Genomic DNA, 15,665 nt, shown 5'->3' with positions numbered 1-15,665 from the left:
CACGCACGCGAGTCGCGCCAGGCACGATGGTGGCGTGCAATCGACGTTCTGCGGTAGGCCGGTCGCTGAGGACCGCCCGCTGATCATGGCGATCGTCAACCGCACCCCGGATTCGTTCTATGACCGGGGGGCGACCTTCGGCGATGAGGCTGCCAGAGCGGCCGCGCACCGGGCCGTCGCCGACGGCGCCGACGTCATCGACGTTGGAGGGGTCAAGGCGGGCCCCGGCGAAAGCGTCGACGCGGACACCGAGATCGCGCGTTTGGTGCCGTTCATCGAATGGCTCCGCGGCGCCTACCCGGACCAGCTGATCAGCGTCGACACCTGGCGTTCGGAGGTGGCCAGGGTGGCCTGCGCTGCCGGCGCCGACTTGATCAACGACACCTGGGGCGGGATCGACGCGGCCATGCCCGAGGTGGCTGCCGAGTTCGGCGCGGGCCTGGTGTGCTCGCACACCGGGGGCGCGGCGCCGCGCACACGTCCGTTCCGGGTCAGTTACGGCACCACTACCCGCGGTGTGGTGGACGACGTGGTCGGGCAGCTCACGGCAGCCGCCGAGCGTGCGGTCGCAGGCGGGGTGGACCGTGAGCGGGTGCTGATCGACCCGGCCCACGATTTCGGCAAAAACACCTTCCACGCGCTGCTCCTGTTGCGCCACGTCGGCGATCTTGTTAACACCGGATGGCCGGTGCTCCTGGCTTTGAGCAACAAGGACTTCGTCGGGGAGACTTTGGGTGTGGAACTGACCGAACGGCTGGAGGGGACCCTGGCGGCGACGGCGCTCGCCGCCGCCGCGGGGGCGCGAATGTTCCGCGTGCACGAGGTGGCGGCCACGCGTCGCGTGCTGGAGATGGTGTCGTCGATCCAGGGGCAACGCGCCCCGGCGCGCACGGTCAGGGGGCTGGCGTGACCGCATCCGAGCTGATAGCGGGCGCGCTCACCCGCGAGGAAGCCCTGGCCACGCGCCCCGGAGACATCTGGCTGCCCAACCGCGGCTGCAGCCGTCCCACCTGGACCCTGGGTCAACTGCGGGAGGCCAAGGCCGGGCGCACCGTGTCGGTGGTGCTGCCGGCGCTCAACGAGGAAGAAACCATCGAATCGGTGATCGACAGCATCTCGCCGCTGGTTCGCGAGCACGAGGGCCTGGTCGACGAGCTGATCGTGCTGGACTCCGGTTCGACCGACGACACCGAGATCCGCGCCATCGCCGCCGGCGCCCGCGTCGTCAGCCGCGAACAGGCATTGCCCGCGGTGCCCGTGCGGCCCGGCAAGGGCGAGGCGCTGTGGCGTTCGCTCGCGGCCACCAGCGGCGACATCGTGGTGTTCGTCGACTCCGACCTGATCGACCCCAACCCGATGTTCGTGCCGTGGCTGCTCGCCCCGCTGCTGACCTGCGACGGCGTGCACCTGGTGAAGAGCTTCTACCGACGGCCGCTCGGGCCGGGCGCGACGGGCGGCGGCCGGGTCACCGAGCTGGTCGCCCGGCCATTGCTGGCGGCGCTGCGGCCCGAGTTGGGCTGCGTGCTGCAGCCGCTCGGCGGCGAGTACGCGGCCAGCCGGGAGCTGCTCACGTCGCTGCCGTTCGCCCCGGGCTATGGCGTGGAGATCGGGCTGCTGGTGGACACCTTCGACCGGCTGGGGCTGGAAGCGATCGCTCAGGTCAACCTCGGCGTGCGCGCCCACCGCAACCGGCCGCTGCCCGAGCTGGGCGCGATGAGCCGCCAGGTCATTGCGACGCTGTTCTCGCGGTGCGGCATTCCCGATTCCGGGGCGGGGCTGACCCAGTTCCTCGCCGAAGGCCCCGACGGCCCCGAGGCCGAGACCTACACCGCTCACACCACGCCGGTGTCGCTGGTGGACCGGCCCCCGATGAACGGGCTTCAATCCTTTTAAGGCCCTTTTTAAGCCGTTGCGAGCCAAGCTGTACTCGGAGTGGTCGGTGGTATAAGGCAATATCGATCCCGTGGCATTGGTGTTGCTGTACCTGGTGGTGTTGGTGCTGGTGGCGATCGTGCTGTTCGGCGCCGCCAGCTTGCTGTTCGGCCGTGGCGAGCAGTTGCCGCCGTTGCCGCGGGGGACGACGGCGACGGTGCTGCCGGCGTATGGCGTCACCGGCGCCGACGTCGACGCCGTCAAGTTCACCCAGGTGCTCAGGGGCTACAAGACCAGCGAAGTGGACTGGGTGCTGGACCGCCTCGCCCGCGAGCTCGAGGCGCTGCGGGGGCAGCTTGCCCAGCTCTCCGGGGCGCACTCCCCGCCCGTCGCCCAGAAGGAGGTCCCGGGCGAGCGTGGTCCCGTGGAACCGGAGGACGGCGAGGATCGTCAGGACACAGTGTGAGCGATGACGGGCGGGTGCGGTGCAGCTGGGCGGCCGGCAGGCCGGGACAGGACGTCGAGCTCTACCGTGACTACCACGACCAGGAATGGGGCCGCCCGTTGCTCGACGGCGTGGCGCTGTTCGAGCGGATCAGCCTGGAGGCCTTCCAGAGTGGCCTGTCGTGGCTGACGATCTTGCGAAAACGGGAGAATTTCCGCCGCGCCTTCGCCGATTTCGACATCGAGACGGTGGCCGCTTACACCGATGCCGACGTGCAGCGGTTGATGGCTGACCAGGGGATCGTCCGCAACCGGGCCAAGATCGAGGCGACCATCGCCAACGCGCGCGCCGCCGCGGAGCTGGGATCTGCCGAGGACCTGTCCAAGCTGTTGTGGTCGTTCGCACCGCCATGGCGCCCCCGCCCCGCCGAGCCATCCGAAATCCCCTCGGCTACCGCAGAATCGAAGGCCATGTCCCTCGAACTCAAACGTCGTGGGTTCCGCTTCGTCGGGCCCACCACCGCCTATGCGTTGATGCAGGCAACCGGCATGGTCGATGACCACATTCGCGGTTGCTGGGTGCCCGCCCAGTCGCGCTGAAGGCCCGTTGGGCGCTCACGGGCGGGTCTTTGTGTAACTGCCGAGCGGAATAGGGAACAATGGAGTCGTGATTTGGCAGTTCAATGTCGGGTACGGCTGGAATTTCACGGGCGGGGCATGCTCGGCGCCGACCAAGCCCGCGAAGGCGGGTCAGCTGGAATCTGGAGGGAGCGCTCGATGGCGGCGATGAAGCCCCGGACCGGAGACGGTCCGCTGGAAGCAACCAAGGAGGGGCGCGGCATCGTGATGCGGGTACCACTTGAGGGAGGCGGTCGACTGGTCGTCGAGCTGACGCCCGACGAAGCCGCCGCCCTCGGTGACGAACTCAAGGGCGTCACCAGTTAGGCGGCTACGCGCCCACTTTTCGATAGATGTCCAGCGTCTGCTCGGCGACACGTGCCCAGGAAAATTCTTCAATGCAGCGCCGGCGTCCGGCCTCGCCGAGGCGTTTCGCTTTCCCGGGGTCGGCGACCAGCTCATTGACCGCTGCGGCCAATCCGGCCTCGAAAGCGACCGGGTCGTCGGCGTCGTAATGCACCAGCGACCCGGTGACCCCGTCGACGACCGCCTCCGGTATTCCGCCGACGTCGGAGGCCACCACCGGGGTCGCGCAGGCCATCGCCTCGAGGTTTACGATGCCCAACGGCTCGTACATCGACGGACACACGAAAACCGTTGCCGCCGAGAGTATTTCACGTAACTCACCGACCGGCAGCATCTCCCGGATCCAAAACACTCCCGTGCGGTCCTCGGCCAGTGCGGCGACGGCAGCCCGAATCTCCTCGGCCAGCTCCGCGGTGTCCGGAGCACCCGCGCACAACACCAACTGCACGTCGGCGCTGAATCGATGGGCCGCCGCCACCAGGTGGCCGACGCCCTTTTGCCGGGTGATCCGCCCGACGAACGCCACCGTGGGCCGGCTCGGGTCCACCCCGAGTTCGTCCAGCACCGACCCGCCTTGTACCGGCCCGGCGGGATACCAGACATTGGTGTCGACTCCGTTGCGCACCACATGCACCAGGCTGGGATCCAGTGCCGGGTAGACCCGCAGTATGTCTTCGCGCATCGCGGAACTGACCGCGATGACCGCGTCGGCGGCCAGCACCGCGGTGTGTTCCACCCACGTCGAGACCCGGTAGCCGCCGCCGAGCTGTTCGGCCTTCCAGGGCCGCCGCGGCTCAAGCGAATGCGCTGTCAAAACGTGGGGAACGTCGTAGAGCAACGCGGCCAGGTGCCCAGCCATGCCGGTGTACCAGGTGTGGGAGTGCACGATGGTGGCCGCGGATGCCGCGTCGACCATCATGAGGTCCGTGGACAAGGTGGCCAGCGCCGGGTTGGCGCCGTGCATCCGTGGGTCGGGCTGGTGGGCGAAGGCACCCGGCCGGGGCGCGCCCATGCAATGCACGTCGACCGTGCACAGTCGGCGCAGCTGGGCGACGAGTTCGGTGACGTGTACCCCGGCTCCGCCATAGACATCCGGTGGATACTCCCGAGTCATCATCGCCACCCGCATATACCGCACGCTAGTTCGGCGACGCGGCGGCCCGCGAGTCGGGCCGTTGCGGAGCCGGACAATTGGGCTCGGGTTCGGCGACGTGCGCTTGGGTTCGGCGATGCCGCTAAGCCAAAAGCATTGAAAGACAGCCTGAGAGTGCGCGAATAGCGCTGTCCCCCTGGCAGTGGTTCGCGGTGGCCGATAGTTTGTAGCCATGAGGGAAGCACCACACGTGCTGGGCATTGTCCTGGCCGGCGGTGAGGGCAAGCGGCTGTACCCGCTGACAGCGGACCGGGCCAAACCCGCGGTTCCCTTCGGCGGCGCCTATCGGCTGATCGATTTCGTGCTTTCCAATCTCGTCAACGCCCGCTATCTGAGAATATGTGTTCTCACGCAATACAAGTCGCATTCACTCGACCGTCACATTTCGCAGAACTGGCGGTTGTCCGGCCTGGCCGGCGAGTACATCACGCCGGTGCCGGCACAGCAGCGGCTCGGCCCGCGTTGGTACACCGGATCCGCCGACGCGATCTACCAGTCGCTCAACCTGATCTACGACGAAGACCCCGACTACATAGTCGTTTTCGGCGCAGACCACGTGTATCGGATGGACCCGGAGCAGATGGTGCGCTTCCACATCGACAGCGGGGCCGGCGCGACCGTGGCCGGGATCAGGGTTCCGCGCGGGGAGGCCAGCGCGTTCGGGTGCATTGACGCCGACGACTCCGGCCGCATCCGCGATTTCGTGGAGAAGCCGATGAATCCTCCCGGAACGCCCGACGACCCGGACTCGACGTTCGTTTCGATGGGCAACTACATCTTCACCACCAAGGTGCTCATCGACGCGATCCGCGCCGACGCCGATGACGACCACTCGGATCACGACATGGGCGGCGACATCGTTCCGCGATTGGTGGACGACGGGATGGCCGCGGTGTACGACTTCTCCGACAACGAGGTGCCCGGGGCCACCGACCGCGACCGGGGCTACTGGCGTGACGTCGGGACCCTGGATGCCTTCTACGACGCGCACATGGACCTGGTGTCGGTGCATCCGGTTTTCAACCTGTACAACAAGCGCTGGCCCATTCGCGGCGAGTCGGAGAACCTCGCTCCGGCCAAGTTCGTCAACGGCGGCTCCGCCCAGGAGTCGGTGGTGGGCGCAGGCAGCATCATCTCGGCGGCGTCGGTGCGCAACTCGGTGCTGTCCTCCAACGTCGTGGTCGACGACGGCGCGATCGTCGAGGGCAGCGTGATCATGCCGGGCGCTCGCGTCGGCCGTGGCGCGGTGGTGCGCCATGCCATCCTGGACAAGAACGTCGTCGTGGGCCCCGGCGAGATGGTTGGGGTGGATCTGGAACGCGACCGCGAGCGCTTCGCGATCAGCGTCGGCGGCGTGGTCGCGGTGGGCAAGGGCGTCTGGATCTAGTACCGCGAGCTGCTCGGCGATTTAGGGGATCTCCGGGATCAGCAGGTGTGCGTCGTGGCGCGGGCCCCAGTGCAGGGTGATCCGACCGCGCGGCGAGTGGGTGTAGGCCGCCGGCAGCTGGCCAGTTAACGGGTTTCTCGGACACAGCCAGCGTCCGGCGACCACCAGCCGCAGTTGCTCGCCGGCACGGAACAACGTGGCCGACGGTCCCAGTGCGACGTCGACCGCGACCACTTCACCGGCGGAGACCGGCCGCGGATCGGTGCACGCCGGTACGGGCTCCCACGGCCGCGAGAGCTCGGGGTCGAGGGCGCGCAGCGCGATCCGCTGCCAGCCGGTCGTCACCCGGTCGCGGCCATAGCCGTATGAGCCCTCGAATCCGATGAACGTTCCCCGGAACCGGCCGCAGCGCCACTTTTCGACACCGACGAACAGGTTGGCGTCGTCACAACCACGCAGCTCCACCCACAACCGGACCGCCATCGGGCCGACCAACTCGGTGTCTGCCGGAACCGTATAGCTGAATGCCGCTGCGGCAGACAGGTTTTCGAACGTACGGTGGCCTGCCGCCGGCGGCTGCTCGGGGGTCAGCGTCCCGCCTTGCCCGAGATACATTGGGCGCCAACGGGTACGTGCAAGGGGCCATTCGGATTCTTCGCGCACCGCGGTGACGGTGTCGCGATCCTCGCGCACCTCAAGGCGCACGCTGCGCGATGCGGGCGCGCCGCCCAGCACGGCGCGGAAGAACTTCAGCTGTTCGGCCAGGGCGGTGTCGGAGTAGAAGGTTGCCCACTTGCCGCCGCGATGGGTGTAGAGCCGCGCGTAGGAGGAGCCCGCACGGGTGAAGGCCCGGATCGATCCGCGGCTGTGCAGGTTGTTATCCGAGAAGCTGCCGCAGACGAGCATGGGCACCTCGATTGCCGACAAGTCGGGTGCCAGCGAGCGCCAGACGTCGTCCCGCAGCGGATGCTGGTCCTGCATCCGGGCCAGGTCGTAAGCCTGCCGCGTGTCCCGACGAACGTTGCGCGACCACATCCGGGTGAAGCCGGTCTCGCGCACACCGCCCGGAAATGTCAGATCGCGGTAGGCGTCGGTGAAACCTTCCCACGGGCAGATCGCCCGCAGCGCCGGCGGCCGCAGCGCGGCAACGGCGTACTGGCTGATGGCCAGGTAGGACACGCCCAGCATTACGACGTTGCCGTCGCACCAGGGCTGTTCGGCGATCCACTGGACGAGGTCGTAAGTGTCCTCGGCTTCCTGGTGCGACAGCAGATTGCCGGTGCCGTCGGAATGCCCGCAGCCGCGCGAGTCGGCATTCACCACGGCGAAGCCTTGCGCGGTCCACCACCCGGGATCCGGCGCCTCCCAACCGGTGAGGGCCGAAAAGGTCAACGGCTTCGGTTGCCGCAATACGCGGTATTGGACCGAATAGGTCCACCTGCCGCCCTTGCGCTTCGGCAGGTTGTCCTTGCCGTAGGGGTGGATGCTCAGGATGACGGGCCGGGCGTCGGCGTGGGACTTGCGAAAGACGTTGATCCGCAACATCGTTCCGTCGCGCGTCGGTGCGGCGAGGTCGCGGTCGATAACGATGTCGGCCGGCGAATCGGTCACGGTTACGGGGGGTTGGGCGATGCCGCGAATCCGCTCGAGTGCGTAGCGAAGGGCGCCGGAACGGCGCCATGGCCGGTCCAGCGCGGGTGTCGTCTTGTGGGCCACGCCGCTACCCTAAAGCGCCGTGGGCAGTCACCACACGCTGGGCACCAACCGGTAGCGAACCCGCTGAGCGTATTCGCGATACCCGGCCAGCTCCTCGGTGAGCAGCTTCTCCTCGTCGACGATGCGCAGAACGAGCATCGGAATGCCCGCGATGATGACGAGCAGTCCCCAGTAGGAGCCGAGCGCCAGCGGTATGCCGACCATCATGACCAGGCTGCCGGCGTACATCGGGTGCCGGACGAACTTGTAGAGCCCCCCGGAGGCCACCTTCTGGCCCTCTTCCACCGTGACGGTGGCGGCGGCGTAATTGTTCTGCAGGACCACCAGCATCGTGGTGCCCACTCCCGCCGCCACCAGCACATCGCCGAGCAGGCACACCCACACCGGCACGCCCGACCAACCCATCCGGTGGTCGAAAGCGCTGAACGCCATCATCGCGAAGATGGCCAGGAAACTGGCGGTGACGATGAACTTCTGCGCCGGCCGGGTTTCCGCCCGCGGGCCGGCGTGCATTCGCCGCTCAAGGACTGTGGGATTGGTTCGTGCCAGGTGGATCGTCGGGCCGATCGTCACCACCGTGAACACGACGATGAAAAGCCATGCCTGCCAGTAGCGGAACGTGCCGGCCGGCCCGAAAAGGATCAACCCGAAGGTGATGAGCCCGGCGATCGAGGACGTGGTAACTCGGAGCGCGAGTTTCATGGTCGTTCCTAACAACGCAGGTCACGGTGTCGAAAAGCTATGGTGCCCAGCGCAATCAGTGCCGCGTCGATGGCCAGCAGCCACAGCAACGGCGCAGCGGTGAAGTCGCTGCCGACCCGCGGGACGTGTGCGAAGGGCTCGAGGTCCAGCAACCACCGGGGGAACCGGGCCAGCTCACCGATCAGGTATACCGCGACGAACCCGACGAGCACGGCCCACGCAGCGGGTGTGAACCGCGGTGCGATACCGAACACCCCGACCGTCACCGCCGGGAGCAGCCAGACGGCGGGTAGCTGCACGGCAGCGCTTGCGGTCACGAGGGCCACCTTGCCGCCGAGATCGCCGGCCGCGACGCCGTAGGCGATTCCGGCGGCCAGGCCGCTGAGCAGCATCGCAACCGCGGACCCGAGTACCGCGGTTACCAAATGACTTGCAAACCAACGGATTCGGGAAACTGCACCGGCCAATGTCGGCTCGGCCCGCTGCGCGGCTTCTTCCTGCTGCAATCGCAGGGTGAGCGAGGTGGCGAACGCGGCGGCCGCCATGCCCATCATGGTGAACGCCACCGCGATGAAGGCCTCCTCTAAGGCACTGGTGCCGCCCATCCGGGCCACGATGTCGCGCGCAACAGTGCTGCTGCCCAGCTCGTCGCCGATGCCGTGCACCACGCTGCCTAGCACCACGCCGTATAGGCACAGCCCCGCGGTCCACAACAACAGCTGGCCGCGGTCCAGCCGCCACGCGAGCCCGTTGACGCCGCGCAGGCGCACTCCGGCGGTGCCCGGGCCTGCGCGTTCCGCGATCAGTCCGGCGCCCACGTCGCGGCCCGCGAGCAGCCGGTAAGCCACCAGGGTGAGCGACACCGTCGTGACCAGATGCAACACCAGCACCCACCACCGATCGCCCGCGTACGGGCGGACCTGCAGCGACCATCCCAGCGGCGATAGCCACGACAGCCTGCCGTCACCGGCGTCACCGACGGCGCGCAGCCCGTAGGCGGCGCCCAACGCGGCGATCGCCACGCCGCGGGCGAACCGGGCACTCGGCGACAGTTGGGCGGCCACCGCGGCGACGGCGCCGAACACCAGGCCGGATCCCGCCAGCGCCGCCGCGAAGGCGAGCGACCCTCCGGCCGGGATGTCGGTGGTCAGCAGGCCCGCCGCGCCGATCGCGCCGGTGGCGATCGACGCCCCGAAGGCGAGTATCAGCGCCGCGCTCAGGCTCGCGTAGCGGCCGACCGCGGTGGAGTCCAGCAGTTCGGTGCGACCGCTTTCCTCGTCGGCGCGGGTGTGCCGAATCACCGTGAGAATGACGGCCACGGCAATGAGCAGGTGGAACATCCCGGCTTTCCAGATGCCCACCGCCCCGATGCTGTCGTTGTAGACCTGCCCGTAGAGCGCACGCTGGGCCGGGCTGGCCATGACGGATGCTCTGAACGCGGCGCGGGCGGCCTGCGTGGGATACACCTTCAGGATGCTGCCGACGTAGACGCTCGCCAACGGCACCGACAGCAGAAAAACCCACAGCGGCAACGAGACCCGATCGCGGCGCAGGTAAAGGCGCAGCATCGGCAGCGTGCCGGAGAAGTTCGAACCCCGGGGCGCCGGGTGCGCCGGGCGGCGTGGCCGATCGAGGATGGTGGCGGTACTCATGCCGAGACCTTCTCGTCCGGGACGCCCGTGTCTGCGGTGCTGTAGTGGCGCAGGAAGAGTTCCTCGAGAGTCGGGGGCTGGCTGACGAGGCTGCGGACGCCCGCGTCGCCGAGGGCCCGGATGAGCTCTCCGAGGCTTTCGCTGTCGACCTGGGCGCGCAGCGTGTTGCCCTCGATGGTGACGTCTTCGACCCCGTCGATCCGGGTGAGATCTCCTGGGTCACCCGTCATTTCGGCCTTGATGGAGGTCCGGCTGAGATGTCGCATGGACTCCAGCGAACCGCTCTCGATGGTCCGGCCGGCCCTTATGATGGTCACCCGCTCGCACAGCGCTTCGGTTTCGGCCAGGATGTGACTGGACAGCAATACCGTCGTCCCGCGATCCCGGGCCTCGCCGACGCATTGCCGAAACACGTTCTCCATCAAGGGGTCCAGGCCGCTGCTCGGCTCGTCCAGCAGCAGCAGGCGGGCGTGTGAGGAGAAGGCCGAAATCAGGGAGACCTTTTGCCGATTGCCCTTCGAGTAGGTGCGCGTCTTCTTGTGTGGGTCGAGATCGAAGCGCTCGATCAGCTCGGCACGCCGCTTTTCGTCGATGCCCCCGCGCATCCGGGCCAGCAGGTCGATGGTCTCGCCGCCGGTCAGTGAGGGCCACAGCGTCACATCGCCTGGCACGTAGGCCAATTGGCGGTGCAGTTCGACCGCGTCGGTCCACGGATCGCCGCCCAGCAGGCGCGCCCGCCCGCCGTCCGCTTTCACCAGGCCGAGCAGGATGCGGATGGTCGTCGACTTGCCGGCCCCGTTCGGCCCGAGAAACCCGTGCACTTCCCCTGCGCTCACGGTGAGATCCAGGCCGTCAAGCGCGCGCACCGCGCCGAAGTTCTTCGTCAAACCGCGGACGTCGATGGGTGCGACCTTGTCGGAGTTGTCAGTGGGCATGGGATCCTCCTTGCTCTTCGGCGGCCAGGAATGCGTCGTACATGGTGCGGTCCGTCATCAGGCCCTCGGTGTAGATCTCGAGGGCGGGCAGGATCATGTCCCGGGCGTAGTCGCGCAGGACGGCTCGCAGATCCGTTGGCGTGTCGTGCATTTGCAGATACAGCAGGAAACCCCCGCCGCCGGTGATGCCGAGATATTTCGCCCGGGCGTGCGGGTCGCGGCTGGGCTTGATCGTCCCGGCGCGCACACCTTCTTCCATGTACTCCTCGGCGTTGTCGATCATCCTTCGCCACAACGTCTTCGCCAGGTCGCCGCCGGACACCATGCTGCGCACCACGTAGGCCATCAGCGGGGCGTACTCCTCGATCTCGGCCAGCTGCCCGAACCAGGTGGCGGGGTCGTTGGACTTCAGCGCCTCCGACTTGCTGCTGCGGATCTCCTCGGCGATGTAGTCGTCGCAGGCCTTGCGCAGGCCTTCCTTGGAGCCGAAGTGGTGGATGACCAGCCCCGCGCTCACCCCCGCCGCTTCGGCAACGGCCCTGAGCCCGACGCCAAAGCCGTGCTCGCCGAACTGCACGATCGCCGCGTCGCGGATTCGGGCGGCGGCAGTCAGGTCGGCTGAACGCATGTTCAGTACGCTAAACGCATGTTCAGTCCCGGGTCAAGGAGGCGACCCGTCAAGGTCGCGTAAAGGTTGGCCGGCCCCGCCAGACGCTGTCAGTCGCGGACCGCGGCCAACAGCCCGTCGCCAAGCGGCACCAGCGCCGGGGTGAGCCGCTCGTCCTCGGCAATGAGCCGGGCGGCCTCACGCACCGCGGCCACCTCGGGATCGCGTGCCGCGGGATCACCGGCGCGCCCGCCGAGCGCCGCGCGGTGGACGACGATGACGCCGCCGGGTCGAAGCAGCCGCACACCCTCGACGACGTAATCGGGCTGGTCCAGCGGATCGGCGTCGATGAAGACTAGGTCGTAGGACGCGTCGGCCAACCGGGTGAGGACCTCCTGGGCCCGGCCACCGATCAGCCTCGTGCGCGAGGGCCCGATGCCGGCCTCGGAGAACGCCTGCTTGGCGAGCCGCAGGTACTCGGGCTCGACATCGATCGTCGTCAGCACGCCGTCGTCGCTCATACCAGACAACAACCACAGCCCGCTGACGCCCGCGCCCGTGCCCACCTCGGCGACGGCCTTGCCGCCGCTGAGCTTGGCCAGCAGGCTCAGCAGTGCACCGACCGCGGGTGTCACCGGCCCGGCGCCGATCTCTTCGGCCCGCTCCCGCGCGGCGGCCAGGACCGCATCTTCGGATATCGACCCCTCGGCGTGGGCGCAGAGGGATTCTGCTCGACTCGGGGCCGGCGGGACCGGGGTTTCCGTGCTGGTCCCTGCGTCGCTGGCGTCCATGCCCCGCAGCGTATTCCAATTCGCGGCGGGTTCCGGCAGGCGCGCCTAGTCGACCCGGGACGACACGCCGAGCACGCCGAGAGCGACGCAAGTCACTCTCCTCGGAATTTATCCAGGTCAAGGCCGCGTAACGATTTGGTTTCTCAGCCAAACCTCAGATTGCTATCATGCCGCGCATACGCCGATGGGCGACGGTATCCCCATGGAACCCGGAGTGCGCCGAGAGCGGATTACTTCTCGCTGGGCCGGGAATACTCACTGGCAGCTTCGCGTTGACGGCTTGAACGAACTGCGCGAACTGCCAAGCTTCGACTGCACGGCATATCCGGAGGAACCAATCAACACAACGCTTTTGAGCCCGGCCACGATGTCGCACGCCCAGGAGTACCGGGACGACGAATGGGTGGAGACCACCGACTCGTTGCGGGGCACGGCCGTGTTCGACGCGACGGGTGACAAAGCGGCTATGCCGTCGTGGGATGAACTGGTGCGCCAGCACGCGGACCGGGTGTATCGGCTGGCCTACCGGCTCTCCGGTAACCAGCACGACGCCGAGGACCTGACCCAGGAGACGTTCATCCGCGTGTTCAGGTCGGTCCAGAACTACCAGCCGGGCACGTTCGAAGGGTGGCTGCACCGCATCACCACCAACCTCTTCCTCGACATGGTGCGACGCCGGGCGCGCATCCGGATGGAGGCGCTGCCCGAGGACTACGACAGGGTGCCCGCCGACGAGCCCAACCCCGAGCAGATCTACCACGACGCGCGGCTTGGGCCCGATCTGCAGGCGGCCCTGGATTCGCTGCCGCCGGAGTTTCGTGCCGCCGTCGTGCTGTGCGACATCGAAGGTCTGTCCTACGAGGAGATCGGCGCCACCCTGGGCGTCAAGCTGGGCACCGTGCGCAGCCGAATTCACCGCGGGCGTCAGGCGTTGCGCGACTACCTGGCCGCACACCCCGAACACGGCGCCCGCGACCAGGCACTGGACACCAAGTCCGCCTAAAGGCGCATTAAACGAACTAGTTGCCGTTCGGTGCTGCCGTCGGTGTTAGCCGTTGCCGCCGGCGCCGCCGCCGGCGGCGCCGCTGCCGTTGGTGCTAGCGCCGCCACCGCCACCGCCACCACCTGTGCCGGCGGCGCCGCCGCCGCCGGCGACGGTGCCTGTGCTCACGGCGGTGCCGGCGGCACCGGCTTGGCCTGCGGCACCTCCCGCGCCTCCGGCGCCGGTGCCTCCGGCGCTGGCGGCCGAACCGCCGGCGCCGCCGACGCCTCCCGTGCCGCCCACGATCCCGCCGCCGCCACCGCCCCCGCCGCCGGCGACGACGACGTCGCCGTTAGTAATGCCAACGGCTATGCCGCCCAGGGCGCCGTTGCCGCCGCCGGTGGCGCCGCCACCGTTGGCGCCGGTGCCGCCGGTGATCGAGCCGCTGTTGTCGATGGCGGTGGCGCCACCGCCGCCACCACCGCCGCCGGGACCGCCGGCGGTGCCGGCGGCGCTTCCGCCCGCACCCCCGCTGCCGCCGGTGGCGCTGGCGAAGGGGGGATTGTTGGGGCTGCTGCTCACGGTGACGCCGCCGCCGGCTCCGCCGGCGCCACCGGTGCCCCCGGTGCCGCCGCCGGTGCTGTTGCCGCCGGCGCCGCCGCCACCACCACCACCACCACCGGCGATGGAGCCGACCCCGTTGAGGAGGGCGGCTGAACCGCCGGCGCCCCCGTTGCCGCCGTTGCCGCCGGTGTGGCCGTTGCCGCCGTTGCCGCCGTTGCCGCCGGTGCTGCTGACCTGGCCTAAGCCCTGGGCGCCGGCGCCGTTGCCGCCGTTGCCGCCGTTGCCGCCGTTGCCGACTGCGCCCGCGGCTCCCGCGGTCCCAAGGGCCCCGCGGGCGATCCCGCCCGGGCCGGGGGCCCCGCCGTTGCCGCCGTTGCCACCGTTGCCGGCGCCGGCGCCGGCGTCGTTGGCGCCGAGACCGCCCTGACCGCCCCGCCCGCCGGTGCCGCCGGCACCGCCATCGCCTTCAAACCGCCCGCCGTGGCCGCCGGCCCCGCCGGCCCCGCCGTTGCCGCCGGCGGCGCCGTTGATGCCAGTGGACACGGAGCCGTTAGCGCCAGTGACGCCAACCCCGCCAGTTCCGCCCCGACCGCCGTTGCCGAAAAGCCAGGCGTTACCGCCTCGGCCGCCTGGCTGCCCGGGCGCGCCTGACCCGCCATCACCGCCGGGGCCCCACAAGAGCCCCCCCGGCCCGCCGGGCTGCCCGGTCCCCGGCGCCCCGTTTGTGCCCTTGCCGATCAACGGGGTCCCGATCAACTGGTCAGTGGGCGCATTGATCACGCCCCGCACGTCTTGCCAGGCCTGCCAAAGTGGCGAGGCGTTAGCCGCCTCGGCGGCCGTATAGGCACCCCCCGCGCCATTCAAGGCCTGCACGAACTGGGTATGAAACTCCGCCGCCCGAGCGCCCAGCGCCTGAAACTCCTTGGCGTGCCCGGAGAACAGCGATGCCACCGCCGCCGACACCTCATCCGCGCCGGGTGCCAGCAGCCCGGTCGTCGGGCCTGCCGCCGCCGCATTCGCGGCGGTCACCGCCGAGCCGATGTTGGACAGATCCGTTGCCGCCGACGCCAAAAACTCCGGCGCCGCAATCACAAACGACATTGCCGCCTCCCGTCGATCCAGGGCGCCCGGGAGAGACTCGGCGATGACCGCGACGGGTGCATCATGTCCGGATGTGCCGTCGCTGCGGCGGTGCCTCGCCCGGGGCGCCTGCGGTCAAGTGTGCGCCGGTGGTCGGCGGCGGTTGATGGGGAATTTTCCCTATTTATTTGCGTGCCCCACCCGAGCCTTACGCCCGGATCAGGGGTCGGTGGTGTGCGATTCGCGGGCCTGGGCGGTGGCGTGGGTGGGCTGTCGACGCCGAGTTGGCCGGGATCGCGTCGACGAGCTCAAACAACAGGTAATAAGGCCAGTTTGAGCGACCGGGCCACGAACGCCTCGAGCAGGCCACGAACGCCTCGAGCGGGCGTGGGCGGTGCGGCAGGTGTGGATCGCCATGCGCGGGCCGCCGGCGGTGATGCCGATGCGCGTCGGCGGTGCCGGGGTAGGGCCGCGAATGCGGCCCGGACACGCCGACGGGTTTCGCGATCATACTTGCGCGTCCCACTGAACGCGAGACATGTTGAGGGGCCACAGATTTGGCTTCGACGTTTCCATCAGAGCCAGGGTGGTTCAGAGTTCAATGTGGTGAGTCGTCTGTCTATGCGTGTCTATGCGTGACCAGGCGCCGGCTCGCCGCCTTTAGGGGCGTTTGTCGTCCAGTGTGCGCCGGTGAGCGAGGCGGTTGACGGAGCCCAGTGCTCGCCGAATCGCGGATGGCGCCGGGGTCACGGTTCAGCGGTGTGGGATTGCCGCGCCTCAGCGGCGGCCTGGGTGC

General features: G+C 68.9%; 15 protein-coding genes. 7 read left to right on the top strand and 8 right to left on the bottom strand.

What is annotated here, in order from left to right:
* Nucleotides 1–34 precede the first annotated feature (34 nt).
* From folP to JO059_RS09245, 5 genes are all read left to right on the top strand, one after another.
* Complete coding sequence (gene folP, locus JO059_RS09265) at nt 35–910, top strand: dihydropteroate synthase (protein ID WP_293315946.1); 876 nt, start codon at nt 35–37, stop codon at nt 908–910.
* Between the two features lie 44 nt (nt 911–954).
* Nucleotides 955–1,893 (top strand): glucosyl-3-phosphoglycerate synthase, encoded by a 939-nt coding sequence (locus JO059_RS09260; RefSeq protein WP_293316018.1) that lies wholly within the window; start codon nt 955–957, stop codon nt 1,891–1,893.
* A gap of 70 nt (nt 1,894–1,963) precedes the next feature.
* The gene (locus JO059_RS09255; RefSeq protein WP_293315944.1) at nt 1,964–2,338 is read left to right on the top strand and encodes a DivIVA domain-containing protein; all 375 of its coding nucleotides are present in this window, start codon (nt 1,964–1,966) and stop codon (nt 2,336–2,338) included.
* Nucleotides 2,335–2,916 carry a DNA-3-methyladenine glycosylase I gene (tag, locus tag JO059_RS09250; RefSeq protein ID WP_293315942.1) on the top strand — a complete coding sequence of 194 codons (582 nt, stop codon included), beginning with the start codon at nt 2,335–2,337 and terminating at the stop codon, nt 2,914–2,916. Before JO059_RS09255 ends, tag begins: the two co-directional genes overlap by 4 nt.
* A gap of 177 nt (nt 2,917–3,093) precedes the next feature.
* Nucleotides 3,094–3,261 carry a DUF3117 domain-containing protein gene (locus JO059_RS09245; protein ID WP_003406247.1) on the top strand — a complete coding sequence of 56 codons (168 nt, stop codon included), beginning with the start codon at nt 3,094–3,096 and terminating at the stop codon, nt 3,259–3,261.
* Nucleotides 3,262–3,265: 4 nt separating this feature from the next.
* Here JO059_RS09245 and glgA read toward each other — a convergent pair whose 3' ends face one another.
* The gene (gene glgA, locus JO059_RS09240; protein WP_293315940.1) at nt 3,266–4,429 is read right to left on the bottom strand and encodes a glycogen synthase; all 1,164 of its coding nucleotides are present in this window, start codon (nt 4,427–4,429) and stop codon (nt 3,266–3,268) included.
* 196 nt (nt 4,430–4,625) lie between these two features.
* Between glgA and glgC the strand changes: the two genes are divergently transcribed.
* Nucleotides 4,626–5,840, top strand: coding sequence for a glucose-1-phosphate adenylyltransferase (gene glgC, locus JO059_RS09235; protein ID WP_293315938.1), 1,215 nt, complete (start codon nt 4,626–4,628; stop codon nt 5,838–5,840).
* A 21-nt stretch (nt 5,841–5,861) separates the two neighbouring features.
* On the opposite strand, the gene JO059_RS09230 is transcribed toward glgC, so the two are convergent.
* From JO059_RS09230 to JO059_RS09205, 6 genes are all read right to left on the bottom strand, one after another.
* A complete protein-coding gene (locus JO059_RS09230) occupies nt 5,862–7,556 on the bottom strand; it encodes a CocE/NonD family hydrolase (protein WP_293315936.1) in 1,695 nt (564 codons plus the stop codon).
* Nucleotides 7,557–7,583: 27 nt separating this feature from the next.
* Nucleotides 7,584–8,258 (bottom strand): isoprenylcysteine carboxylmethyltransferase family protein, encoded by a 675-nt coding sequence (locus JO059_RS09225; protein WP_293315934.1) that lies wholly within the window; start codon nt 8,256–8,258, stop codon nt 7,584–7,586.
* A gap of 8 nt (nt 8,259–8,266) precedes the next feature.
* On the bottom strand, nt 8,267–9,910 hold the full coding sequence (locus JO059_RS09220; RefSeq protein ID WP_293315932.1) for an ABC transporter permease: 1,644 nt from the start codon (nt 9,908–9,910) through the stop codon (nt 8,267–8,269).
* Complete coding sequence (locus JO059_RS09215) at nt 9,907–10,845, bottom strand: ABC transporter ATP-binding protein (RefSeq protein WP_293315930.1); 939 nt, start codon at nt 10,843–10,845, stop codon at nt 9,907–9,909. The genes JO059_RS09220 and JO059_RS09215 overlap by 4 nt, the downstream gene beginning before the upstream one ends.
* Nucleotides 10,835–11,473 (bottom strand): TetR family transcriptional regulator, encoded by a 639-nt coding sequence (locus JO059_RS09210; RefSeq protein WP_293315928.1) that lies wholly within the window; start codon nt 11,471–11,473, stop codon nt 10,835–10,837. Before JO059_RS09210 ends, JO059_RS09215 begins: the two co-directional genes overlap by 11 nt.
* A gap of 89 nt (nt 11,474–11,562) precedes the next feature.
* Nucleotides 11,563–12,243, bottom strand: coding sequence for an O-methyltransferase (locus JO059_RS09205; protein ID WP_293315926.1), 681 nt, complete (start codon nt 12,241–12,243; stop codon nt 11,563–11,565).
* 202 nt (nt 12,244–12,445) lie between these two features.
* Here JO059_RS09205 and sigE point away from each other — a divergent pair, with 202 nt between their 5' ends.
* Nucleotides 12,446–13,246: an RNA polymerase sigma factor SigE gene (gene sigE, locus JO059_RS09200; RefSeq protein WP_293315924.1), complete on the top strand. Its 801-nt coding sequence runs from the start codon at nt 12,446–12,448 to the stop codon at nt 13,244–13,246.
* 45 nt (nt 13,247–13,291) lie between these two features.
* Here sigE and JO059_RS09195 read toward each other — a convergent pair whose 3' ends face one another.
* Nucleotides 13,292–14,890 (bottom strand): PE family protein, encoded by a 1,599-nt coding sequence (locus JO059_RS09195; protein ID WP_293315922.1) that lies wholly within the window; start codon nt 14,888–14,890, stop codon nt 13,292–13,294.
* Nucleotides 14,891–15,665: the final 775 nt, after the last annotated feature.

The sequence above is a fragment of the Mycobacterium sp. genome (genome assembly GCF_019247615.1).
Taxonomy (GTDB): domain Bacteria; phylum Actinomycetota; class Actinomycetes; order Mycobacteriales; family Mycobacteriaceae; genus Mycobacterium.
Note: the sequence above shows the minus strand (reverse complement) of the source record. Positions and strands in the feature narration are given on the sequence as shown.